This window comes from Allomuricauda sp. NFXS6, from assembly GCF_040148835.1.
Classification (GTDB): Bacteria; Bacteroidota; Bacteroidia; order Flavobacteriales; family Flavobacteriaceae; genus Flagellimonas.
Map to the genome: position 1 here is coordinate 64,596 of NZ_JAGEMG010000007.1, position 21,704 is coordinate 86,299.

Annotated in this window: 24 protein-coding genes; 15 read left to right on the top strand and 9 right to left on the bottom strand. The window is 39.4% G+C overall.

Going from position 1 to position 21,704, the window contains the following annotated elements; all coding sequences use genetic code 11:
• The first annotated feature begins 12 nt into the window (after window positions 1-12).
• On the top strand, window positions 13-531 hold the full coding sequence (locus J4E06_RS11495) for a DinB family protein (protein WP_349524063.1): 519 nt from the start codon (window positions 13-15) through the stop codon (window positions 529-531).
• Here the strand turns inward: J4E06_RS11495 and J4E06_RS11500 are convergent, their stop codons facing one another.
• Both J4E06_RS11500 and aroB read right to left on the bottom strand, forming a co-directional pair.
• Entirely contained in the window at window positions 532-861 is a 330-nt protein-coding gene (locus J4E06_RS11500; protein WP_349524064.1) for a hypothetical protein, read from the bottom strand.
• A gap of 94 nt (window positions 862-955) precedes the next feature.
• The gene (aroB, locus tag J4E06_RS11505; protein ID WP_349524065.1) at window positions 956-2,011 is read right to left on the bottom strand and encodes a 3-dehydroquinate synthase; all 1,056 of its coding nucleotides are present in this window, start codon (window positions 2,009-2,011) and stop codon (window positions 956-958) included.
• A gap of 91 nt (window positions 2,012-2,102) precedes the next feature.
• Here aroB and J4E06_RS11510 point away from each other — a divergent pair, with 91 nt between their 5' ends.
• From J4E06_RS11510 to J4E06_RS11540, 7 genes are all read left to right on the top strand, one after another.
• Window positions 2,103-3,275, top strand: coding sequence for a proline dehydrogenase family protein (locus J4E06_RS11510; protein WP_349524066.1), 1,173 nt, complete (start codon window positions 2,103-2,105; stop codon window positions 3,273-3,275).
• A 145-nt stretch (window positions 3,276-3,420) separates the two neighbouring features.
• Complete coding sequence (locus tag J4E06_RS11515; RefSeq protein WP_349524067.1) at window positions 3,421-4,590, top strand: HlyD family secretion protein; 1,170 nt, start codon at window positions 3,421-3,423, stop codon at window positions 4,588-4,590.
• A 1-nt stretch (window position 4,591) separates the two neighbouring features.
• Entirely contained in the window at window positions 4,592-6,772 is a 2,181-nt protein-coding gene (locus J4E06_RS11520) for a peptidase domain-containing ABC transporter (RefSeq protein ID WP_349524068.1), read from the top strand.
• A gap of 11 nt (window positions 6,773-6,783) precedes the next feature.
• Complete coding sequence (locus J4E06_RS11525; protein ID WP_349524069.1) at window positions 6,784-7,095, top strand: HTH domain-containing protein; 312 nt, start codon at window positions 6,784-6,786, stop codon at window positions 7,093-7,095.
• A 131-nt stretch (window positions 7,096-7,226) separates the two neighbouring features.
• Window positions 7,227-7,376 (top strand): hypothetical protein, encoded by a 150-nt coding sequence (locus tag J4E06_RS11530; RefSeq protein WP_349524070.1) that lies wholly within the window; start codon window positions 7,227-7,229, stop codon window positions 7,374-7,376.
• A 21-nt stretch (window positions 7,377-7,397) separates the two neighbouring features.
• Window positions 7,398-7,541, top strand: coding sequence for a class IIb bacteriocin, lactobin A/cerein 7B family (locus tag J4E06_RS11535; RefSeq protein WP_349524071.1), 144 nt, complete (start codon window positions 7,398-7,400; stop codon window positions 7,539-7,541).
• A 107-nt stretch (window positions 7,542-7,648) separates the two neighbouring features.
• On the top strand, window positions 7,649-9,514 hold the full coding sequence (locus tag J4E06_RS11540) for a carboxypeptidase-like regulatory domain-containing protein (protein WP_349524072.1): 1,866 nt from the start codon (window positions 7,649-7,651) through the stop codon (window positions 9,512-9,514).
• A 65-nt stretch (window positions 9,515-9,579) separates the two neighbouring features.
• Here J4E06_RS11540 and J4E06_RS11545 read toward each other — a convergent pair whose 3' ends face one another.
• The 7 genes from J4E06_RS11545 to porX form a co-directional block, all read right to left on the bottom strand.
• Complete coding sequence (locus J4E06_RS11545; RefSeq protein WP_349524073.1) at window positions 9,580-9,933, bottom strand: helix-turn-helix domain-containing protein; 354 nt, start codon at window positions 9,931-9,933, stop codon at window positions 9,580-9,582.
• A gap of 230 nt (window positions 9,934-10,163) precedes the next feature.
• Entirely contained in the window at window positions 10,164-10,541 is a 378-nt protein-coding gene (locus J4E06_RS11550) for a DUF4258 domain-containing protein (protein WP_349524074.1), read from the bottom strand.
• Between the two features lie 5 nt (window positions 10,542-10,546).
• On the bottom strand, window positions 10,547-11,746 hold the full coding sequence (locus J4E06_RS11555) for an alanine dehydrogenase (protein WP_349524075.1): 1,200 nt from the start codon (window positions 11,744-11,746) through the stop codon (window positions 10,547-10,549).
• A gap of 46 nt (window positions 11,747-11,792) precedes the next feature.
• The gene (locus J4E06_RS11560) at window positions 11,793-12,335 is read right to left on the bottom strand and encodes a hypothetical protein (protein ID WP_349524076.1); all 543 of its coding nucleotides are present in this window, start codon (window positions 12,333-12,335) and stop codon (window positions 11,793-11,795) included.
• Window positions 12,336-12,427: 92 nt separating this feature from the next.
• Window positions 12,428-12,559, bottom strand: coding sequence for a hypothetical protein (locus J4E06_RS11565; RefSeq protein WP_262917769.1), 132 nt, complete (start codon window positions 12,557-12,559; stop codon window positions 12,428-12,430).
• 175 nt (window positions 12,560-12,734) lie between these two features.
• Window positions 12,735-13,151 carry a tRNA (adenosine(37)-N6)-threonylcarbamoyltransferase complex ATPase subunit type 1 TsaE gene (gene tsaE / locus J4E06_RS11570; protein WP_349524077.1) on the bottom strand — a complete coding sequence of 139 codons (417 nt, stop codon included), beginning with the start codon at window positions 13,149-13,151 and terminating at the stop codon, window positions 12,735-12,737.
• A 7-nt stretch (window positions 13,152-13,158) separates the two neighbouring features.
• Window positions 13,159-14,703: a T9SS response regulator signal transducer PorX gene (gene porX, locus J4E06_RS11575; RefSeq protein WP_349524078.1), complete on the bottom strand. Its 1,545-nt coding sequence runs from the start codon at window positions 14,701-14,703 to the stop codon at window positions 13,159-13,161.
• A 37-nt stretch (window positions 14,704-14,740) separates the two neighbouring features.
• Between porX and J4E06_RS11580 the strand changes: the two genes are divergently transcribed.
• The 7 genes from J4E06_RS11580 to sucD all read left to right on the top strand — a co-directional run bounded on the left by J4E06_RS11580 (window position 14,741) and on the right by sucD (window position 21,654).
• A complete protein-coding gene (locus tag J4E06_RS11580; RefSeq protein WP_349524079.1) occupies window positions 14,741-15,964 on the top strand; it encodes an HD domain-containing protein in 1,224 nt (407 codons plus the stop codon).
• Window positions 15,965-15,987: 23 nt separating this feature from the next.
• Entirely contained in the window at window positions 15,988-17,022 is a 1,035-nt protein-coding gene (gene lpxD / locus J4E06_RS11585; protein WP_349524080.1) for a UDP-3-O-(3-hydroxymyristoyl)glucosamine N-acyltransferase, read from the top strand.
• On the top strand, window positions 17,006-18,418 hold the full coding sequence (locus J4E06_RS11590; RefSeq protein ID WP_349524081.1) for a bifunctional UDP-3-O-[3-hydroxymyristoyl] N-acetylglucosamine deacetylase/3-hydroxyacyl-ACP dehydratase: 1,413 nt from the start codon (window positions 17,006-17,008) through the stop codon (window positions 18,416-18,418). The genes lpxD and J4E06_RS11590 overlap by 17 nt, the downstream gene beginning before the upstream one ends.
• Window positions 18,419-19,204, top strand: coding sequence for an acyl-ACP--UDP-N-acetylglucosamine O-acyltransferase (lpxA, locus tag J4E06_RS11595; RefSeq protein WP_349524082.1), 786 nt, complete (start codon window positions 18,419-18,421; stop codon window positions 19,202-19,204).
• 6 nt (window positions 19,205-19,210) lie between these two features.
• Complete coding sequence (efp, locus tag J4E06_RS11600) at window positions 19,211-19,777, top strand: elongation factor P (protein WP_349524083.1); 567 nt, start codon at window positions 19,211-19,213, stop codon at window positions 19,775-19,777.
• A 6-nt stretch (window positions 19,778-19,783) separates the two neighbouring features.
• Window positions 19,784-20,719 (top strand): UDP-3-O-(3-hydroxymyristoyl)glucosamine N-acyltransferase, encoded by a 936-nt coding sequence (locus J4E06_RS11605; RefSeq protein ID WP_349524084.1) that lies wholly within the window; start codon window positions 19,784-19,786, stop codon window positions 20,717-20,719.
• 62 nt (window positions 20,720-20,781) lie between these two features.
• Window positions 20,782-21,654: a succinate--CoA ligase subunit alpha gene (gene sucD / locus J4E06_RS11610; protein ID WP_349524085.1), complete on the top strand. Its 873-nt coding sequence runs from the start codon at window positions 20,782-20,784 to the stop codon at window positions 21,652-21,654.
• Window positions 21,655-21,704: the final 50 nt, after the last annotated feature.

Below are 21,704 nucleotides of genomic sequence, written 5' to 3' on the forward strand. Positions count from 1 at the left end.
CTTCCACGATATATGGTACTTTCGGAACTTCCGTCTTCTGAGTACAATCCATTTTACCAGACCTACGTCATGGCGCTGGGCGAAGTGGAACTGATTGAAGAATTAAAGCGAGGGAAAAGTACATTTTTATCCCTTTTTGAAGAAATCCCAGAAGAGAAACTTAATTATGCTTACGCCGAAGGCAAATGGTCCTTGGCAGAGGCATTGGTGCATATGATCGACACGGAACGGATTTTTCAGTACCGTGCCCTTTGTATTGCCAGAAACGATAAAACTCCTTTGCCCGGTTTTGATCAAGACACCTATGTGCCGTATTCCAATGCGGACAACCGTTCCAAAAGTGATTTAATTGAAGAATATAAGGCGGTCAGGGACTCCACAATTTCTCTCTTTGATTCTTTTGATGAAGAGGCCATTAAAAGGATAGGAGTGGCCAGTGGCTCCAAAATGAGTGTCAGGGCCCTTGGCTTTATTATTTGTGGGCACCAAGCGCATCATGTTCGAATCTTTCGTGAACGTTATTTGGCTTAATCAATAATTATCGTCATAGTCCGCATCTTCTTCCGAGGCGGATTCCAGACCGTCGAACGAACCAGCTTCAAACTCAGAAGCCACTAAATCTTTGTCGAGCTCCTTTTCAATGTTTTCTTCAAAATTGGCGATAAAATTGGAAAGACTCCTACTTATTTTCACCAGGTAGATGGTGTCCGGGGTTTTTATTTCTACTGCTTCAATAAGCTCTCCATTGGGCTTTCTTATGGAAATGATGTCATCGTCTCCGTAACCGTCTGGATACAAATCAATTAATTGCCCCGCCACTTTGTGGTCCAACTTCTTGTAGTCTATCAAAATTCGTTTCATAATGGTTAGTTATAATTAGCGTTCCTAAACTAGGAATTTTTGAATTTGATGAGCGCAAAGAGTTGCCAACGTAAAAAATATGTATGCGAACTGTTTATTCCCTGTAGAAAGCAAATGCTTTGGGGAACAATTCTTCTGGTACTTTGATGTCCGTAACCGCGTCTCCAATGGCTTGAAGCAATACAAAATTTACATTGCCATGGGAGTTCTTCTTATCGTATTTGAGCAAGCGAAGAATGTTTGCAATGTCGTCTTCGGTAAAATCAACCTTTTCAAAATGTTTCAAAAAGCCTTTTTTGATTTCGTCCACTGCCAATTTGGAAAGACCACGGAGCTCATGGGACAAATAGCCCTCCAGAATCATTCCGACGGCGATGGCCTCCCCATGCAACAAGGTCTTTTTATCTTCATTCTCCAAGCAATAGGATTCAATGGCGTGTCCCAATGTATGTCCAAAGTTTAAAATCTTTCGCAAACCTTGTTCCGTTGGATCCTGTAAAACCACCTTGTTCTTAATGGCAATGGATTTTTGAATGCAAGAAGCATCGGTAAAATTGCTTTTATCCAACAAATCGTTCCAATAAGCTTCATCCTGTATAAGGCCGTGCTTGAGCATTTCGGCATAACCACTTTTGGTTTGGCGAGAATCAAGGGTATTCAAAAACTCCGGGAAAATCAAGACCATTTCCGGCTGATTGATCACACCGACCTGATTTTTTAAAGAACCCAGGTCCACTCCGGTTTTGCCACCAATGGATGCATCTACCATGGAAAGTAGGGTAGTGGGAATGTTTATAAAGTCAATTCCCCTTTTAAAAGTAGAGGCAACAAACCCTCCCAGATCCGTAAGCACCCCGCCACCCAGGTTAATGAGCAAGCTTTTGCGGTCCCCGTCCAAATTGGAGAGGTCCTCCCAGAGCTGCAAACAGGTATAAATGTGTTTATTTTCTTCACCGGACTTGATTTCCAACACGGAATCAACCGGCTTTTCCAATATTTTTTTAAAAATGGGCAAACAATGTGTTTTGGTGTTTTCATCTACCAAAAGAAACAATTTGGAGTAACTATTTTTAGCAATGTGCTGGTTAAGAGCAGCTTTTGCCAAATCATTAATGTGTACCTCGTAGGATTGTGATTTAACCGATTCCATAATTCAAATTACACCACTAAATAAAGACTATTTTTATATATACGGTTCTACTTTGCGTACTTATCTTTGAATCTTTAATGGATAGTAAAGAATGCGACCAAATTTTGAGAATACTGCAATAGCTTTTGAGCTAAAGTCGGACCCCCAGTTGAACCGGGCCTATTTCCTTTTTAAAATGATTTCCATGGCGCCCTTGGTACGTATCGGAACGGCGATTACCAATTTTGCCATAAAAATGCGCCTACCGGTCGAAGGTTTGATCAGGGCTACCGTGTTCGACCATTTTTGCGGTGGGGTGAACGAAGAGGATTGCCTACCGATCATAGACAACATGTACGGTAATGGTGTTTGTTCCATTTTGGATTATTCGGCCGAAGGCAAAGAAGTGGACAACCAATTGGATTTTGCCATGGAAAAGACCCTTGAAATCCTGGATTTCGTAAAGGAGAAAGATGCGATGCCATTTGCCGTTTTTAAACCAACGGGTTTTGGTCGTTTTAAACTTTACGAAAAGGTGTCCGAAGGAGCTAAATTAACGGAGAAAGAAGAGGCCGAATGGGGGCGAATCGTAAATCGATTTGATAAGGTTTGCCAAAAAGCACATAAATTGGATGTTGCCTTGTTGATTGATGCCGAAGAAAGCTGGATGCAGGATGCCGCAGATGATTTGGTCCTGGATATGATGCGCAAATACAACAAAGAAAAAGCCGTTGTGTTCAATACCTTCCAAATGTACCGCTGGGATCGTATGGGGTACATTGTAAAGCTTTACAAAATGGCGGAGGAAGAAGGTTTTAAGATCGGGGCCAAAGTGGTTCGGGGAGCTTATATGGAAAAAGAGAACGAAAGGGCCGAAGACAAAGGTTACCAAAGTCCCATTTGTGAAAATAAAAGGCTAACCGATGAAAATTTCGACGCCGCTATCGATTATATGATGGAACGCTTGGAACGTTTTACCATTTTTGCGGGAACCCATAACGAAAAAAGCACCCTACGATTGGTGGACCTTATGGAAAAATCCAACATTTCTTCCAATGATGAACGAATTTGGTTTAGTCAGTTGTTCGGGATGAGTGATCACATTACCTATAACTTGGCAGCACACGGCTACAACTCCGTAAAATATGTTCCCTACGGACCCGTAAGGGATGTAATGCCCTATCTGATCAGAAGGGCGGAGGAAAACACCTCCGTTGCCGGGCAAACTTCACGAGAACTTACTTTAATTACCAAAGAGCGTAAGCGTAGGAAGTTGAAAGGTTAGATTTACCTCGATTACTATTCAAAAAAGTAATCAAGAAGTTAATTTTTATTGGGCAAGTTGGTATAATTTATAAATCTGAATTCGCATTTATAAATCACGAAAATCTTAGCTTGTTTGCCTTTTTATTTGCAGCGACATTTAGTCCATGCAAATTTTCCCGAAAGAGATTATTGAGAATACAGTACAGGCGTACATTCCCAAAAATGGGGTAAAAAGCAAAGCAATTTATAGTTTGCTACTGTTTTTTATCCTGTCTATTATTTGTGCTTTGCCCTTTATTAAGGTAAAAGTTTACACAAACGCCCAAGGTCTGGTCAAACCCTCTAAGGAACGAATAGCTATTACAAGTCTTAATTCCGGAAAAGTATTGTTTTCCGGTATTGAGAGCAATAAATATGTAGAAAAAGGAGATGTACTGCTCATTCTGGAAAATAATGTACTTAACGAACAAATAGCCCTGACCAAGTACGATACAAAAAGATTCTTAGAACAAATAAGAGACCTACAATACCTATTGAATCAAAAACGAATACAAAGCGATAGTATTCAATCTCCAAAATACCAAAAAGAGTATTTTCAATTTTTAGAGATTTCCTTTGAACACAAAACTCGAATAAAAAAGTTAAAAGTTGATTTTGATCGCAACCAAAAACTTTTGGACAAAGGAGTAATTGCAAAAGCTGAATTTGAAAATATCAAATTGGAATATGATTTAGCGCTTAGCGCATTTAATCAATTCAAAAAGCAACAATTCAACAAATGGGAAACCAGCTTAACTGAACTCAGGAATGATTTGGAAATCACCCAAAACAAAAGTTCCCAATACCTAGAAAACAAAAAAGAGTATATCGTAACAGCTCCTGTCTCTGGGTCTCTTGTGAATCCAGTTGGTATTGAAAGGGGTAGTATCGTTACTTCTGGATCTATATTGGCCGAGATATCACCTGATACCGAGCTATTGGCCGAATGTTATGTGAGCCCTTTGGATATTGGACTTATTGATGAATCAAAACCCGTTAATTTTCAAATAGATGCCTATAACTATAACCAGTGGGGTTTGGCTACGGGAAAAATCTTAGAGATTTCGGAAGATATTGAATTAATCAATGAGCAACCTATTTTTAAGATGAGATGCCAAATGAACGAAGAGTTCTTGGAGCTTAAAAATGGGGCGCGAGGGACCATAAAAAAAGGTATGACCTTTAATGCTCGCTTTGAACTTACCGAAAGGACCCTGTACCAGCTCTTATATGACAAGGTTGACGATTGGATGAATCCAACCAAACAGAATGGTCAAATTACTTCAATCGACTAAAATGGCGAAAACAACCATAAAACAGCATGATATTACAGATTGTGGAGCCACTTGTCTGGCCTCCATAGCAGCACATTATAATTTACAAATACCTATTTCAAGAATAAGACAATATGCTGGAACCGACAAAAAAGGAACCAACGTTTACGGTCTTATTAAAGCGGCTGAAAAATTGGGGTTTGAAGCCAAAGGAGTACGGGGTGATTTTGAGAGCCTATTTAAAATCCCCAAACCAGCTATTGCACATATTATTGTGCGCGAAAGACTGCATCATTATGTTGTAATTTACGAAGTAACCAAATCACACATAAAAATCATGGACCCTGGCACGGGAAAGCTGGAAAAGCGAAGCCATGAAGAATTTAAAAAAGAATGGACAGAGGTCTTAGTGCTATTGCTGCCAAATGAAAGCTTTGAAAAAAGTAACGAAAAAGTATCTGTATTTAAAAGATTTTGGTTCTTGTTACGGCCTCATAGAGCAGTGCTTGTACAAGCTTTTATTGGTGCTTTGGTCTACACCTTGTTGGGTTTCTCCACATCTATTTACATTCAAAAGATTACAGACCATGTTTTGGTAGATGGCAATGCCAAACTGCTGAACTTGCTAAGTGTAGTTATGATCATCCTATTATTGATTCAACTAGCCATTGGGTATTATAAGGACACCTTTCTTTTAAAAACAGGACAACAAATAGATGCCCGATTAATATTGGGCTACTACAAACATTTGATAAAGCTGCCTCACGAGTTTTTTGACACCATGAGAGTAGGGGAGATTATATCCCGAATCAACGATGCGGTAAAAATCAGAAACTTTATAAATGGGGTATCTCTTAATCTAACCGTCAACATACTTATCGTGGTCTTTTCCTTCGCCTTGATGTTCTCCTATTATTGGAAGCTGGCCCTGATTATGTTGATTATTATTCCCATATACAGTCTTATTTATTGGATTGTAAATAGACTCAATAAAAAAGTAGAGCGACGGTTCATGGAAAATGCCGCCGATTTGGAAAGTCAATTGGTGGAGTCCCTAAATGCTGTGGGTACCATAAAAAGGTTTGGTTTGGAAGATTTTGCAAACATCAAAACAGAAACCCGCTTTATCACCCTATTAAGAACTGGCTATACTTCCAGTTTAAATATGATTTTTTCTCAGACCTCGTCAAAAGCTATCTCACAAGTATTCATCATTGTGCTCCTTTGGGCAGGTTCAGGTTTTGTTATTGAAAGACAGATCAGCCCTGGAGAGCTATTATCGTTCTATGCCATCATCGGATATTTTACTGGACCATTGAGTAGTTTGATAGGAGCAAACAAAGAAATTCAAAATGCCCTCATAGCGGCGGACCGTCTTTTTGAAATTATGGATTTGGAGCGAGAGGAGAAGGATAAAAACATAGTGTTCACTAGGGATAAGGTTGATGATATTACCTTCTCGGAGGTAAATTTTCAATATGGAACAAGGGTCGAAATCTTTAAAAATTTAAACCTGACCATTCAGAAAGGCACCATAACGGCCTTTGTGGGGGAAAGTGGCTCAGGAAAATCGACCCTTGTATCCCTTTTACAGAATATCTATCCCATAAATAAGGGTAAAATTCGAATTGGGGATATTGATATCAACCATATGGAAAACCAAAGTCTCCGCAATTTGATAAGCGTAGTACCACAAAAAATCGACCTATTTGCAGGAAATGTCATTGAAAATATAGCTGTAGGAGAACTACAACCAGACTTTGAGAGGATATACAAAATATGCAAGGACATTGGCATTTTGGATTTCATAGAGAGTCTCCCTAATGACTTCAGCACCTATTTAGGTGAAAATGGAGCATCCTTATCGGGAGGGCAAAAACAACGTATGGCCATTGCACGGGCATTGTATAAAGACCCAGAAATTTTGGTCTTGGACGAGGCTACTTCGTCCTTGGACAGCAGCTCAGAGAATTTTGTGCAAAAAACTATTGACAATTTACGATCAGAGGGCAAAACCGTAATCATTATAGCCCATAGGTTGAGTACGGTGGTGAATGCGGATAAAATAGTGGTTTTGGACAAAGGAGAAGTTTTGGAAGAGGGCTCGCATTACCAATTATATGATCAAAAAGGAGCTTATTTTAACTTATGGCAGCAACAAGTACCTTCATTCTTATCCATTCGTAAACCTGTTAATTCATAAATCTTTTAATCATGGCAAAACTTACTCAACAGATAGCAATTTTGGAACGTATAGATCAATTGATACGATTAAAGGCCACAGGAAGGCCAAAACAGTTGGCAGATAGGTTGGAAGTGTCCGAAGCCACAGTTTTTAGAATGATAGAAACTATGAAAGAACTCAACGCCCCCATTTGTTATGATTTATCACGACAGAGCTATGTGTACACCGAAACCACAAGCTTTAAATGCGGGTTTTATGTGGAAGCGCTCGACGAAATAACCGAACGGAACCTTTCCGGAGGGTATAGCTTTGGCAATATGAAACGATTACTGAAATTTTAACATTTTTCACCTGCTCACTCTCAAAATTTGAGAGTGGCAACTCCCATATTTGAAAAAGTAATCTAAAGCAGCGCGCAACAGAATTTCTGGCTTTGGTTGCGAAAATTATTGTTTAATTAAAATTTATATCAATGAAAAATTTAGAAAGTTTCAAAGTTCAAGAATTAAGTATTCAAGAACAGAAAGAGGTCGAAGGAGGTTTTTTAGGTGCTGTATTTGCATTTGTTGTGGGTGCAGCGATAGCAATTCTAGGCACTGGATTGCAAAGAGGTAAAATATAATTAACTTAAAATTTAAAAATCATGAAAAGTAATAATGAATATGGAGTTGTTGAACTGAAAAAAGATGAATTGTCGGACATAAATGGAGGGGTTATTGGATGGCTTCTTGCGGGGTTTATAGTTGGATTAATTGCTGGAAATGAAATATTTCCAAAGAAAAAATAGTTCATCTAAAGGTGGCAAGGCATTTATAAGCCTTGTCACCTTATTATTTAACAACTCGGTTACATTTGTTGAACTCCAATCTCTATAGGTATTATTAAGGTCTTTTTATGTTTATTTTTTATACTAAATTAAAAAATACTGCTTATATATTTTTAAGCTTACTGTGCTTCTTATTATTTCATTTTAGTTTTGCCCAAACAATAATTTCTGGAAAAATAGTTGACGAGAATAATACTCCTCTTCCATACGTCCATATTCGTGTTGAAAATACCAATTTGGGAACCATCTCGAACAAAGAAGGCCTATTTAGATTGGTATTTGATGCATGGAACGAGAAAAAAGAAATAGTCATCTCCACCATTGGTTATCAAACCAAGAAATTCTTTTTAAAAGAGGGTTACCACATTCTTTCCTTAGTTCCTGAGATTACAGAATTAAAAGGGATTACCCTTACACCAATAGATTATGGAAGAGAGTTGATTCACAAAGCAATAAAAGCCATTCCGAACAATTACCCCCTAATAGAAGAGAGGCATATGGGTTTTCTTCGAGAAAAAACTAATTGGAAGGATGAGTCAAAACCAATATATATTGTGGAAGCAGTAATGGAATCCATAAAAAAAACATATTTAAAAAGGCAGTTGTCAGGAGATGTAAAACTGAATGAGTTCCGAAAATATGAAAGTGGACAATTGGATTCTTTACATCTAAGGATTTATGGGGGTAGTCACGATATACATAGTTTTGATTTTGTGGCAAGAAGAAAGGCTTTTTTGAGAAGACCAAACAACTTTACATATAAAATAAAGGATACCCTAAAGCAAAATGATAAGGATGTTTATCATATTTATTTTGAAAACAATGAAGGACAATCTGGTAATGTTTATGTTATGGATTCTTCCTTTGCCATAATAAAAGTTAATATCAGGGATGTTTCAACTGTTTCTTTGCTGAATATAAGCCCGTATCGACGAAAATATAGAAATCTTACAATCACTTACGAACAAGGTGATGATAACCTATGGAGGTATAAACATTCCCATTATGAAACTGCCTTCGACAAAAAGGGAGAAATATTGGAACTGACAAGTGATTATGTTACTACAGAGGTTGTACCCAATACCCTAGATATTCCATATTTGGAAAGATCTCAATTTCAGGACATTTTATTGGATGCTCCTAAACATTATAGCAAAGAATTTTGGGATGATTATAATATTATTTTGCCCGATGAAAGAGTAGAGCGCTTGTTTCAATCAATCAACCCGTCTAACAACAAACAAAACGAAAGCCAATCAAATTTGTTTGATTTTCTTCATCGTTTCAAATCAGAGATGATGCTTGTTTGGGAACCTATCAACATAAACCCATTTTCCGTCTCCTACGAAAACACAGCCATTGAAATACAAGAAAACGGTTCTTCTTCAAAAAGAAATGCATGGGGTATCTCCACTTCACTTTTATATGAAATCAGACCAGATTTATTTGTTGGGTATGCCAATAAAAGTAAAATTACAAGATTTGGAATCATTTCTCATGACTTTGTTGTTTCCAAAAAAATTAACTTGAATCCAAATGGGCGCCCAATCTTTATTTCCACTGATGTGAAATTAGGCTATCAAGAACTGTACTCTTTTATAGACAGTTATAAAAGCACAGAAGATTTTTTTGTCAAAGGAAAGGATTTTGACAGTGGTAAAATAGATGTATCCCTTTCCCAAAGGAATTTCCATGTACAGCCAAACATTACATTCGGAGTGGAAAAAAGTCATCGACTAAATTTTATTGTATCGATTGGATATAATTTTCAATTTAAAGAAAAAACAGGATTGGTGTTCCTTGAAAAGGACAAGTTTTTTCTTTTCAGAAAAAAAACGTTCCTCAAAAATGGAGAGGAAAACTTAAAAACTAAAAATGAAGAATTACTGGAAAATAAACTTAATTTTGGATTTGGGCTTGTTTACAAGCTTTAAGTATTTGAAGCATGTATTATGAAAACAATTCATTATAGTTGTGGATTGATACATCACAAAATTGGTTATAGTGTTTTCCTCCACTCCTCCTCCAAAATCCGCTTAAAAAACACCCCTGGCGTTACCCCAGTTTTAGTTTTAAACGTTTTTGTAAAAACACTTAACGAGTTAAACCCGTACATTTCGGCTACCTGGATCATGGATTTGGTTTTCACAATCTCTGGGTTTTCCTTTAAATGATTTATCGCATAAGTAATCCGAAGATCTTTTAGATAACTTGCAAAATTTTGATTTTTATGGGTGTTTATTACTTTGGATAAGTAAGAACTGTTGGTGTTGAGTTCTTTGGCCAAACGGTGCAAGGTAATTTTGTTGTCCAAAAAGCCGTTTTGTTGTTCCCAAAAACTGAGCTTTTTCAAAATTTCTCTTAGCAACTCTTGTCTTACTATTGTCTTCTCATTTATTGAAAGAGTTGATTCAAAAGATGATTTCCTTTTTGATGCTTTACTGAGTTTATATCTAAGAACGCCAAAATCAATCATAAAAAAGGTGTTTTTCTGTTTAGTCAGAAATATAACACTTGATTTGTGTAATTAGATTACAAATTGACGAATGCCCCGTTTGAATTGACGGATAAGGCAATGAAATGTTATTGATTAATTTTTTCGACCTTTTCCAGTATTACTTCCTCCTCACAACGCTTAGCTTGCAATTCCAATGCTTTACCTTCGTATTCATGGGAGATAAAATATGTTTTACAGGGCTTGGATTTGGTATCGCTCTTTCCAAAATCCACATCGCCGTCCTCTAAAAAAGCCTGAATCATCAGCGTGTCTCGATACTGTTCGGGAAGCGATTCCGAAAAAGTCAAAGGTTTGGAACGCATATCCTTGAGCACCCTGCAATTCGGCAAATAGCAGAAATCCAACCCCTCTTCACCCGATTTTTTCTTCAAAATAAAAACCAGAAAAATCAATCCTATGGACAGTCCAACCAAGTACCATCCCAATCGTTTTAAAAATGCCATCTACATTAAAAAATAAGAAAGTTAATATCGTTATAGCTCAAGCCGAACCAATCGCCCACAGATTTGTTGGTCAAAATACCGTGGTACATATAAAGTCCGTTCCGCAAGCCTTTATCAAACCGAAGTGAATGTTCCAAGCCGCCTTCTTCACCAATTTTCAATAAATAAGGAGTAAATATATTGCTAATGGATATGGAAGATGTTCTCGGGTATCTTGATGGAATGTTGGGAACGCAATAATGGACCACCCCATATTTCTCAAAGGTAGGCTTTCTGTGCGTGGTCACATCCGAAGTTTCAAAACAGCCGCCCATATCAATACTCACGTCAATGATCACCGCGCCCTTTTTCATGTTTTCTACCATGGAATTGGAAACAACTACCGGCGAGCGGTCCTTTCCACGGGTGGCACCAATGGCCACATCACAGCGCTTTAGGGATTTCAACAAATTCTTCGGCTGTACGGTAGAGGTATACAAGGTTTGGTTAAGATTGGTTTGGAGGTCCCTCAATTTACTAATGGAGTTATCAAACACCTTAACATTGGCCCCAAGTCCAAGAGCTGAGCGCGCAGCAAACTGACCAACAGTTCCCGCTCCGATAATCACAACTTCCACCGGGGGCACTCCGCTAATATTTCCAAACATAAGTCCATTGCCCGTATTGGGATTGGACATGAGCTCGGATGCAATCAAAATGGACGATATTCCGGCTATTTCACTCAATGAGCGAACGGCGGGATAATTGCCATCATCATCTCGTATGTATTCAAAAGCAATAGCGGTGAGCCTTTTTTTGGCCATCACCTCAAAATAATCCTTGCTCTGTGTTTTAATTTGTAATGCGGAAATTACTATGGTCTGGGGATTCAGTATGTCTATTTCGGAAAGGGTAGGGGGCTCCACTTTTAAAATAATGGGGCAGGAAAACACTTTTTTGGTGTCCCTGGTAATTTCGGCTCCTGCATTGGTATAATCCAAATCGGAAAAGTTGGCGCCTTCGCCCGCTCCCGATTCCAGTAAAACCCGATGCCCGTGCGCCGTAATGGCATTTACGGCATCCGGGGTAAGGCACACCCGTTTTTCTTGAAATTGATTCTCCTTTGGGATTCCAATGAAAAGCTCCCCTTTTTGTTTAATGACCTCTAGGGTTTCTTCTTGGGGCAATAATTGTTGTTTGCTAAATGGCGAGGAAGCTTGGCTCATAAAAGGTAAATCTGTTCAAAACACCCTGAAGGGCTTTGAAGCAAATTTACAGTTTTTTTGAAACGCTCTTTTGTCGTTTTTCCAATTTCTCGCGTTCCTTGCGCAATTCCTCTTTTTCCTTGAGGATTTGGAGTTCGGTATCCATGGCCTCTAAGTCGATACCATGTACGTGTTTATCCACTAGTTTAAGTCGAATAAAGTATACAACAGGCACGACAACCATGGTAACAGCGATTACATACATTACCTCGTTTTCATCGACAATACCAGATTGAAAGGTCAAGACTGCAAATAATTGAAAACTATACATGGCTATTGGAATCAGTATTGCATAATACCACCATTCCTTGCACGTAATAAACCATATGACTAGAGCCAATAACGGGACTATTTTACTAAAGTAATAGTAAAAAGCTTCCGATACATCGTTAAAACCATTGGGCTCAAAACCAATTCCCAAAAAGGAATAGGAGTCTGTTCCTACTGGTATATATTTATACCAATAAAACAATATTGGGGTAATTGCTATCAAGAGCGCAAAAATCCCCTCCATAATTAACTTCTTTCTAATACTTCTTTTATCGCTCATCGTTCTTGATAACAGGAAAAACTACATTTTATTGCAAAAAAAATGACCCTATTTGAAAATAGAGCCATTTTACTTGTTAAGGAAAAAGAAAATTAAAGCTTTCTGATATCCTTTTTCTTGATGCTAGTAGTTTGATTGTCGTCAAAAGTTACTGTAGTTGATACAGCAGTCATCGCCAAAAATGCAACAGCTAGCAATCCAAAAAAAACTTTCTTAGTGTTCATCGTAAAAGAGTTTTTGGTTAATAAATGAATTAATTCACAAGACAAATGTAGGAAAATATTTCAACTAACCATGCCTTTTATCGATAAAATTGGTTTTTAAACCTAAAAAACTTACAGTTTATCGAAATCGGCTTGCCTTGTGCAATAATTTGTTTGAAGATAGAGCAGTTGTGTTTTAAGAAACATTTAACTCGATTGAACGCGTGCTTTCCTCGATAAAGCGCAAGAATACACTCACAGCATCTTCTGGCAACAGGGTCGATATTTTATCGGGCCACTCTATAAACAACCAAGCATCCGAACTCAGGTAATCATCAAACCCCATATCGAGCGCCTCCATTTCGTCGTTGAGTCTGTAAAAATCGAAATGGTAGGCTAGGGGAGTATCATTTTCATCGGAGTACTCATTTACCAAACCAAAAGTGGGACTGTTGGCCAAATCCACTGCTCCAAGTTGTTTTACCAAGGCCTTGACCAAGGTGGTTTTACCGACTCCCATATCACCATACAAACAAAGAACTTTGTTCGGAACTTTCTGCAATACTTCTTTTGCTACGTCTTGGATTTCGTCCAATTGAAAACTTCTCTTCACTCCAGTATTATTTTGGGTCCAAAACTACAAAAGGAACAATCATTTCTTCCAAAGAAACGCCTCCATGCTGATAGGTGTTCCGATAATAACTTACATAATGATTGTAGTTGTTCGGATAGGCAAAAAACAAATCGTTCTTGGCGAAAATGAAGCTGCTGCTCAAATTAATATTGGGCAAATGGATTTCCTGTGGATTTTTGGTGGCCAGCACATCTTTATCCTGATAGGTAAGGCTCCTACCTGTTTTGTATCTCAGGTTTAAACTGGTTTCCCTGTCTCCGATCACCTTGGAAGGTTGTTTTACATTGATGGTGCCGTGGTCCGTTGTCAAAATTAGTTTCATTCCCAAATCCTGTGCCTGCTGGATGATTTCCAGCAATGGCGAGTTTTTAAACCAGCTCAAGGTAAGGGAGCGGTATGCTTTGTCGTTGGAGGCAAGCTCTTTAACCACTTCCATTTCGGTTTTGGAGTGGGAGAGCATATCCACAAAGTTGTAAACCAAAACTGTCAAATCGTTGTCTTTTTGGGACTTAAAGTTCTGTGCCAATTGCTTCCCTTGCTTCAGATTGCTTATTTTATGGTATTCCCAATTCAGATTGAGCCCCAGCCTTTTTAGTTGTTCTCCAAGAAACTCAAGTTCATGAAGGTTTTTCCCCCCTTCATCGGTATCGTTTTTCCACCATTCGGGATATCTTTTCTCCATTTCAGAAGGCATCAGGCCAGAAAAAAGGGCATTACGGGCATACTGTGTTGCCGTAGGGAGAATACTGAAATAAGCACATTCTTGTTTCTTTTTGTAATGAACGGAAAGTGTTTTCTCAAAAGCCAACCATTGGTCGTACCGTAAATTATCAATAACAACAAGCAGTGTTTTGTTGTCCTCCAGTTCTGGTTGAATCTTCTTTTTAAACAAGGTATGGGACATTATGGGCGCATCACCATCCTGAAACCAGGCTTTGTAATTTTTGTCCACAAACTTCCCAAACTGAGCATTGGCCTCCACTTTTTGGGATTCCAATATCTCGAACATACCGGAATCCTCAATTTGTTCCAGTTCCAGCTCCCAGTAAATCAATTTTTTATAGAGCTCCACCCATTCGTCTTGGGTATTGATCATAGAAAGGTCCATGGCAATTTTTCGAAACTCCTGTTGGTAATTGGAGGTGGTCTTTTCCGAGACCAATCGCGAATTGTCCAAGCTCTTTTTTAAAGAAAGGAGAATTTGATTGGGGTTAACGGGTTTAATCAAATAATCGGCAATTTTAGAACCGATGGCCTCGTCCATAATATATTCCTCCTCACTCTTTGTGATCATCACTACGGGAATGGAACCATCGTATTTTTTTATTTCGGTCAAGGTCTCCAATCCGGATAGCCCGGGCATATTTTCATCCAAAAAAACAATATCAAAAAAGGTTTCCTTGATCTCTTCCAGTGCATCTTGACCACTTTGGCTCGTTACCACTTTGTAGTCTTTGCTTTCCAGAAATAATATGTGTGGTTTTAAGAGGTCGATTTCATCATCGACCCAAAGAATTGTTATCTTGTTCATATAGTCGTTATCTTTGTGGGAATTAAAACAAAAATCCTTGGTAAAAACCAATAAACTTAATGTTTTCAACGACCCAATTTACGGTTTTATTGGAACTCCCAACGAACTAATTTTTAGTCTTATCTCTCATCCTTACTTTCAAAGGTTGAGGCGGATATCCCAAATGGGGCTTTCCTATTTGGTTTATCCAGGCGCACATCACACCAGATTCCATCATGCACTGGGCAGTATGCATTTAATGACGAAGGCTATTCAGGTTTTAAAATTAAAAAATGTAGAAATCACCCAAGAAGAAGAGAAAGGATTGTTGTGTGCCATTTTGCTTCACGACATTGGCCATGGGCCATTTTCCCACGCTTTGGAAGGGTTTGTTGCCAAAGAAATAAGTCACGAGCAGATTTCTTTGAAATTTATGATGGAACTGAACAAGGAGTTCGATGGCCAACTGGACACGGCTATCTCCATTTTCAAAGGCGATTATCCCAAGCCGTTCTTAAATCAGTTGGTGTCCAGTCAATTGGACATGGACCGATTGGATTACCTGAAACGGGACAGTTTTTACTCTGGGGTTACCGAGGGGAACATCAATTCGGAAAGGCTTATCTCCATGCTCAATGTGGTCGAAGGTGATTTGGTGGTAGAAGAGAAAGCCATTTATGCGGTGGAAAAGTTTTTGATGGCCCGCAGATTTATGTATTGGCAGGTATACTTGCACAAAACAGGATTGGTGGCCGAGCAGTTATTGGTTCGGATCATGCAGCGGGCAAGATTGCTGTTAGATCAAGGGGAAGATTTAATGGGAAGTCAGCCACTATTGTTTTTTCTGAAGAATAACGGAACTTTATCCTTTGCTCCTGATGTTTTAAAGACTTTTGCCGAACTTGATGATATAGATATTTTTGGTGCCTTGAAAAGTTGGCAGTTCCATAATGATTTTGTGCTCTCCAAACTGTGCAAGATGATTTTGGACAGAAGGCTGTTGCACGTGAAAGTAAAAAAGAGACCCATATCTCCTGAAAAAATGAACGAGAAATTGGATTGGATCATTGAAAAGCACGATCTTTCCGTTGAAGAAGCTTCCAATTTTGTGTTTCAGGGAGAAATATCCAATAAGGCTTACAGTAAAGATGAGGCCATTCAAATTTTAAAAAAGAACGGAAAAATTTCAGATGTTTTAAAGGAGTCGGACCAGCTTAGTCTAAAAGCGCTGGCCAAAACCGTAACCAAATATTACTGCTGTTATCCAAAGAAAGCCGTTTAACAAATTTTGTTACTTTTGCACCAATGAAATTTACAGCTACCCAAATTGCCGGAATCTTAGAAGGGGAAGTTGAGGGGAATCCTCAAATCGCTGTCCACAAATTATCCCGGATAGAAGACGGTGAAAAAGGGTCGTTGACCTTTCTCGCCAATCCTAAATATACCTCTTACATCTATTCCACAAAGGCATCCATTACCATAGTAAATAAAGATTTTATTCCAGACCAAAAAGTTTCCACTACACTTATCAAGGTAGACGATGCTTATAAATCCTTTTCCAAATTATTGGAATACTACAATCAAGTTAAAAACAACAAGGTTGGGGTCGAGAATCCAAGCTATATCTCGGAGAGTGCCCACTATGGAGAAGGTTTTTACCTTGGCGCTTTTGCCTATTTGGGAGAAAACGTCACAATCGGGGACAACGTAAAGGTTTACCCCAACGCATATATTGGCGATAATGTAACCATTGGTAACAATGTGGTTGTTTTTGCCGGGGCCAAGGTATATTCCGAAACTATTATCGGTAGTAATTGTGTAATCCACGGAGGAGCAATTATCGGAGCGGATGGATTCGGGTTTACACCAAACTCTGAAGGAGAATACAGCAAAGTACCGCAGACCGGCAATGTAATTATAGAAGATAATGTCGATGTCGGTGCCGGCACCACTATTGACCGTGCGACTTTAGGTTCCACCATATTGCGAAGAGGTGTGAAGCTGGATAATCAAATACAAATTGCACACAATGTAGAAATTGGTGAAAATACCGCCATTGCTGCGCAAACAGGGGTGGCAGGCTCTACTAAGATCGGTAAAAATTGTCTAATTGGCGGTCAAGTAGGCATTGTAGGGCATATCACCATAGGCGATAGGGTCCGCATACAGGCCCAGTCCGGTATCGGAAGAAACGTAAAAGATGATGAAGTACTCCAAGGGTCACCAGCTTTGAACTATGGAGATTTCAACAAATCATATGTACACTTTAAGAATTTGCCGAAATTGGCAAATCAAATCTCTAACATAGAAAAAAGAGTTGAAGGTGAGCAAACCAAGTAACAAACAACGCACCATCGCCAAGAAAGTAACCCTTCAGGGAGTTGGGCTACATACGGGCGAAAACGTAACCATGAGTTTTGTTCCTGCGGAAGAGAACCACGGATTTGCTTTTAAAAGAATAGATTTGGAAGGTGAGCCCATAATTGAAGCAGATGCCAATTATGTGGTCAATACCCAACGTGGCACCAATCTGGAAAAGAACGGTGTAAAGATCCATACATCGGAGCACGTATTGGCCGCCTTGGTAGGGTTGGACATTGACAATGTTCTTATTGAACTGGATGCACCTGAACCACCCATTATGGATGGATCTTCCAAATATTTTGTGGAAGCTTTGGAAGAGGCAGGCTTTGTAGAGCAAGACCAAGAACGTGAAGAATATGTGGTAAAAGATGTTGTTTCTTATAAAGACGAAACTACGGGAAGTGAAATCACTATAATTCCAGCAGATCAATACCAAGTCACCACCATGGTGGATTTTGGAACCAAAGTTTTGGGCACCCAAAATGCGACTTTGGAGAAAATGTCAGATTTTAAAGACGAAATTGCCGATTCACGTACCTTTAGTTTTCTGCACGAACTGGAGATGTTGCTGGAAAACGGACTGATCAAAGGAGGAGATCTTAACAATGCCATTGTTTACGTGGACAAGGAAATCTCGGAGTCCACAATGAAAAAATTGGAGAAAGCTTTCGGAAAAGAGAAGCTTTCCGTAAAACCCAATGGCATTTTGGACAACCTGACCCTGCATCACCCCAATGAGGCTGCAAGACACAAGTTGTTGGATGTTATCGGTGATCTAGCTTTGGCAGGAACAAGAATCCGAGGTAAGGTAATTGCCAATAAACCTGGCCATTTTGTAAATACGCAGTTTGCGAAAAAGCTGTCCAAAATCATCAAAATAGAAAAAAGGAACAAAGTTCCCAGCTATGATTTGAACCAAGAGCCCTTGTTGAATGTCAACCAAATCATGGAACGATTACCACACAGACCACCATTTTTGTTGGTCGATAAAATTTTGGAACTCTCCGATACCCATGTGGTAGGGGTGAAAAACGTGACCATGAACGAACCATTTTTCGTAGGTCACTTTCCTGGAGCTCCCGTAATGCCAGGGGTTTTACAAGTGGAAGCCATGGCCCAAACAGGAGGAATACTTGTTTTGAGCACTGTTCCCGACCCGGAGAACTACCTAACTTTTTTCATGAAAATTGATAAAGTAAAGTTTAAACAGCAAGTGGTACCGGGCGACACCCTAATATTTAAATGTGATTTGATTTCTCCTATTCGTAGAGGAATTTGTCACATGCAAGCCTATGCATACGCTAATGGGAAATTGGTCTCCGAAGCTGAGCTTATGGCACAGATCGTAAAAACAAAAAACACAGATTCGTAGATGAACCAACCCCTAGCATATGTACACCCAGGAGCCAAAATCGCCAAAAATGTGGTGATCGAGCCCTTCGCCACCATACATAATAATGTAACCATTGGTGAAGGTACATGGATCGGTTCCAACGTTACCATAATGGAGGGTGCAAGAATCGGAAAAAACTGTAGCATCTTTCCAGGCGCGGTAATTTCTGCCATGCCCCAAGATTTAAAATATCAAGGAGAAGATACCACGGTCGTAATTGGAAACAACACTACGATCAGGGAGTGTGCCACGATTAACAAAGGTACTTCTGACCGTATGAAAACCGTAATTGGAAATGATTGTTTGATCATGGCATATTGCCACGTAGCACACGATTGTTTTGTGGGCGACGGATGTATCTTCAGCAATAATTCAACCTTGGCAGGTCACGTGACCATAGGTCAAAATGTTGTTTTGGCCGGAATGGTGGCCGTACACCAGTTCGTGTCCATTGGAAACCATGCCTTTGTAACAGGAGGTTCCTTGGTACGTAAAGATGTGCCTCCTTATGTAAAAGCCGCAAGAGAGCCACTTTCTTATGTAGGGATAAACTCCATTGGATTGCGCAGGAGAGGTTTCGAAGCCGACAAGATTCGAGAGATTCAAAACATTTACAGATTACTGTATCAACAAAATTATAACAATTCCCAAGCGGCATCCATTATTGAAGCTGAGATGGAAGCAACTCCTGAAAGAGATGAAATTCTTCAATTTATCAGAGATTCGCAGCGTGGAATTATGAAAGGATATTTCAGTTCAAATTAAAAATTTATGGCAAGTACTTCCGATATAAGAAAAGGGTTGTGCATTAGGTACAACAACGATATTTACAAAATTATAGAGTTCCTTCACGTAAAACCAGGTAAGGGCCCCGCTTTTGTACGTACCAAATTAAAAAGTGTGACCACGGGTAAAGTAGTGGACAATACATTTTCCGCAGGACATAAGATTGAAGATGTCCGTGTAGAAACACGTTCGTACCAGTTTTTGTACAATGATGGGGAAACTTATCACTTTATGAACACGGATGATTATACCCAGATTGCTTTGCAGAAAGATGCTTTGGATGCATCCGACTTGTTGAAGGAAAGCGAAGTGGTGACCATAATTTTCAACGCAGAGGATAACAACCCGCTTTCCGTTGAAATGCCAGCAAGTGTTGTATTGGAAGTAACCCATACCGAACCAGGAGTAAAGGGAAACACGGCAACCAATGCCACAAAGCCAGCCACTGTGGAAACGGGAGCAACGATCAATGTGCCACTTTTTATTAACGAAGGTGATAAGATAAAGATCGATACAGAGAAAGCAGCCTATTTGGAACGAGCCAAAGAGTAGTCTCAAATGAAATTCCCTAGAACCTATACATTAAAAGAAATATCGGAGATTATTGATACCGACTTTATCGGAGATGAAGATTTCCCTGTTTTGGGCATGAATGAAATCCACGTAGTGGAAAAAGGGGACATTGTATTTGTAGACCACCCCAAATACTATGACAAAGCTTTACAATCCAGTGCCACGATTGTCCTCATCAACAAAGAGGTGGATTGTCCCAAGGGCAAAGCATTGTTGATTTCCGATGATCCTTTCAGGGATTTCAACAAATTGACCAGACATTTTAAACCTTTTGAAACTGCAGCCTCATCCAAGGCGGATTCTGCCAAAATCGGGGAAGGAACGATAATTCAGCCCAATGTTTTTATTGGTAACCATGTTAAGATTGGTAAAAACTGTGTGATTCACCCCAATGTTACCATTTATGATGGGTGTATCATTGGTGATAATGTAACTATCCACGCAGGCACCGTTTTGGGAGCCGATGCTTTTTATTATAAAAACAGGCCCAAAGGTTTCGACAAACTCTTGTCCGGAGGGAACGTGGTGATTGAAGACAATGTGGATATCGGAGCTGGATGCACTATTGACCGCGGTGTAACCGGGTCAACAACCGTAAAGGAAGGGGCAAAACTTGATAATCAAATTCAAGTGGGCCATGATACAGTGATCGGAAAAAAATGTTTAATAGCCTCCCACGTAGGCATTGCCGGTTGCTGTATCATTGAAGATGAAGTGACCCTTTGGGGACAAGTTGGAATTACTAGTGGAGCCACTATTGGTAAAAAGGCTGTCATTTTGGCCCAATCAGGCATATCTAAGTCTCTTGAGGGCGGTAAAACCTATTTTGGTTATCCGGCAGAAGAAGCACGGGAAAAATTGAAACAAATAGCATCCATCAAAAAGATTCCAGAAATCTTGCAAAAACTGAAAAAGATTTAAGAAATCAATAGATAAAAACTTTAGTAAACCATATTTTTGTATCTCTACATTAAGTTAAATATATGAGCGTCTTAGTAAACAAGGATTCAAACATAATTGTACAAGGATTTACCGGTAGCGAAGGAACCTTCCATGCCGAACAAATGATTGAATACGGAACCAACGTGGTTGGTGGTGTGACCCCCGGAAAAGGTGGTCAAGAGCATTTGGGAAAACCAGTTTTCAACACAGTGGAAGAAGCTGTAAAAGAAGTTGGTGCCGACACCACGATTATTTTTGTTCCGCCCGCATTTGCTGCGGATGCCATTATGGAAGCTGCCGATGCAGGAATTAAAGTAATCATCACAATTACCGAAGGTATTCCAGTAGCGGATATGGTAAAGGCCAACGACTACATCAAGGATTTTGACTGCACATTGATTGGCCCAAACTGCCCAGGTGTAATTACCCCAGGAGAGGCCAAAGTTGGTATTATGCCAGGATTTGTCTTTAAAAAAGGGAAGGTAGGTATCGTTTCCAAATCTGGAACCTTGACTTATGAGGCGGCTGATCAAGTGGTTCGTCAAGGGTTGGGAATTACTACGGCCATTGGTATAGGTGGTGACCCCATTATCGGAACTACAACCAAACAAGCTGTTGAGCTTTTGATCAACGACCCAGAGACCGAATGTGTAGTTATGATTGGAGAGATTGGCGGTCAATTGGAAGCAGAAGCTGCAAGATGGTATAAGGAAAGCGGTAGCAAAAAACCAATTGTTGGTTTTATCGCTGGTGAAACTGCTCCAGCAGGACGTACCATGGGACACGCTGGTGCCATTGTAGGTGGTAGTGACGATACGGCGCAAGCCAAGAAAAAAATTATGCGCGATTGTGGTATCCATGTGGTGGATTCACCAGCCGAAATTGGCGTAAAAGTAAAAGAAGTGGTTGGGTAACCAACCGTTAAAACCATTCTAAATCCCGTTTTATGCGGGATTTTTTTTCG

Coding starts and splice junctions, on each gene's coding strand:
- J4E06_RS11560 (WP_349524076.1), bottom strand. CDS start 12,335: ATGAGCGATAAAAGAAGTATTAGAAAGAAGTTAATTATGGAGGGGATT.
- J4E06_RS11525 (WP_349524069.1), top strand. CDS start 6,784: ATGGCAAAACTTACTCAACAGATAGCAATTTTGGAACGTATAGATCAA.
- J4E06_RS11565 (WP_262917769.1), bottom strand. CDS start 12,559: ATGAACACTAAGAAAGTTTTTTTTGGATTGCTAGCTGTTGCATTTTTG.
- J4E06_RS11520 (WP_349524068.1), top strand. CDS start 4,592: ATGGCGAAAACAACCATAAAACAGCATGATATTACAGATTGTGGAGCC.
- J4E06_RS11555 (WP_349524075.1), bottom strand. CDS start 11,746: ATGAGCCAAGCTTCCTCGCCATTTAGCAAACAACAATTATTGCCCCAA.
- lpxD (WP_349524080.1), top strand. CDS start 15,988: ATGAAATTTACAGCTACCCAAATTGCCGGAATCTTAGAAGGGGAAGTT.
- sucD (WP_349524085.1), top strand. CDS start 20,782: ATGAGCGTCTTAGTAAACAAGGATTCAAACATAATTGTACAAGGATTT.
- J4E06_RS11515 (WP_349524067.1), top strand. CDS start 3,421: ATGCAAATTTTCCCGAAAGAGATTATTGAGAATACAGTACAGGCGTAC.
- J4E06_RS11495 (WP_349524063.1), top strand. CDS start 13: ATGGTACTTTCGGAACTTCCGTCTTCTGAGTACAATCCATTTTACCAG.
- J4E06_RS11500 (WP_349524064.1), bottom strand. CDS start 861: ATGAAACGAATTTTGATAGACTACAAGAAGTTGGACCACAAAGTGGCG.
- J4E06_RS11550 (WP_349524074.1), bottom strand. CDS start 10,541: ATGGCATTTTTAAAACGATTGGGATGGTACTTGGTTGGACTGTCCATA.
- efp (WP_349524083.1), top strand. CDS start 19,211: ATGGCAAGTACTTCCGATATAAGAAAAGGGTTGTGCATTAGGTACAAC.
- aroB (WP_349524065.1), bottom strand. CDS start 2,011: ATGGAATCGGTTAAATCACAATCCTACGAGGTACACATTAATGATTTG.
- J4E06_RS11530 (WP_349524070.1), top strand. CDS start 7,227: ATGAAAAATTTAGAAAGTTTCAAAGTTCAAGAATTAAGTATTCAAGAA.
- porX (WP_349524078.1), bottom strand. CDS start 14,703: ATGAACAAGATAACAATTCTTTGGGTCGATGATGAAATCGACCTCTTA.
- J4E06_RS11540 (WP_349524072.1), top strand. CDS start 7,649: ATGTTTATTTTTTATACTAAATTAAAAAATACTGCTTATATATTTTTA.
- lpxA (WP_349524082.1), top strand. CDS start 18,419: ATGAACCAACCCCTAGCATATGTACACCCAGGAGCCAAAATCGCCAAA.
- J4E06_RS11605 (WP_349524084.1), top strand. CDS start 19,784: ATGAAATTCCCTAGAACCTATACATTAAAAGAAATATCGGAGATTATT.
- J4E06_RS11535 (WP_349524071.1), top strand. CDS start 7,398: ATGAAAAGTAATAATGAATATGGAGTTGTTGAACTGAAAAAAGATGAA.
- J4E06_RS11510 (WP_349524066.1), top strand. CDS start 2,103: ATGCGACCAAATTTTGAGAATACTGCAATAGCTTTTGAGCTAAAGTCG.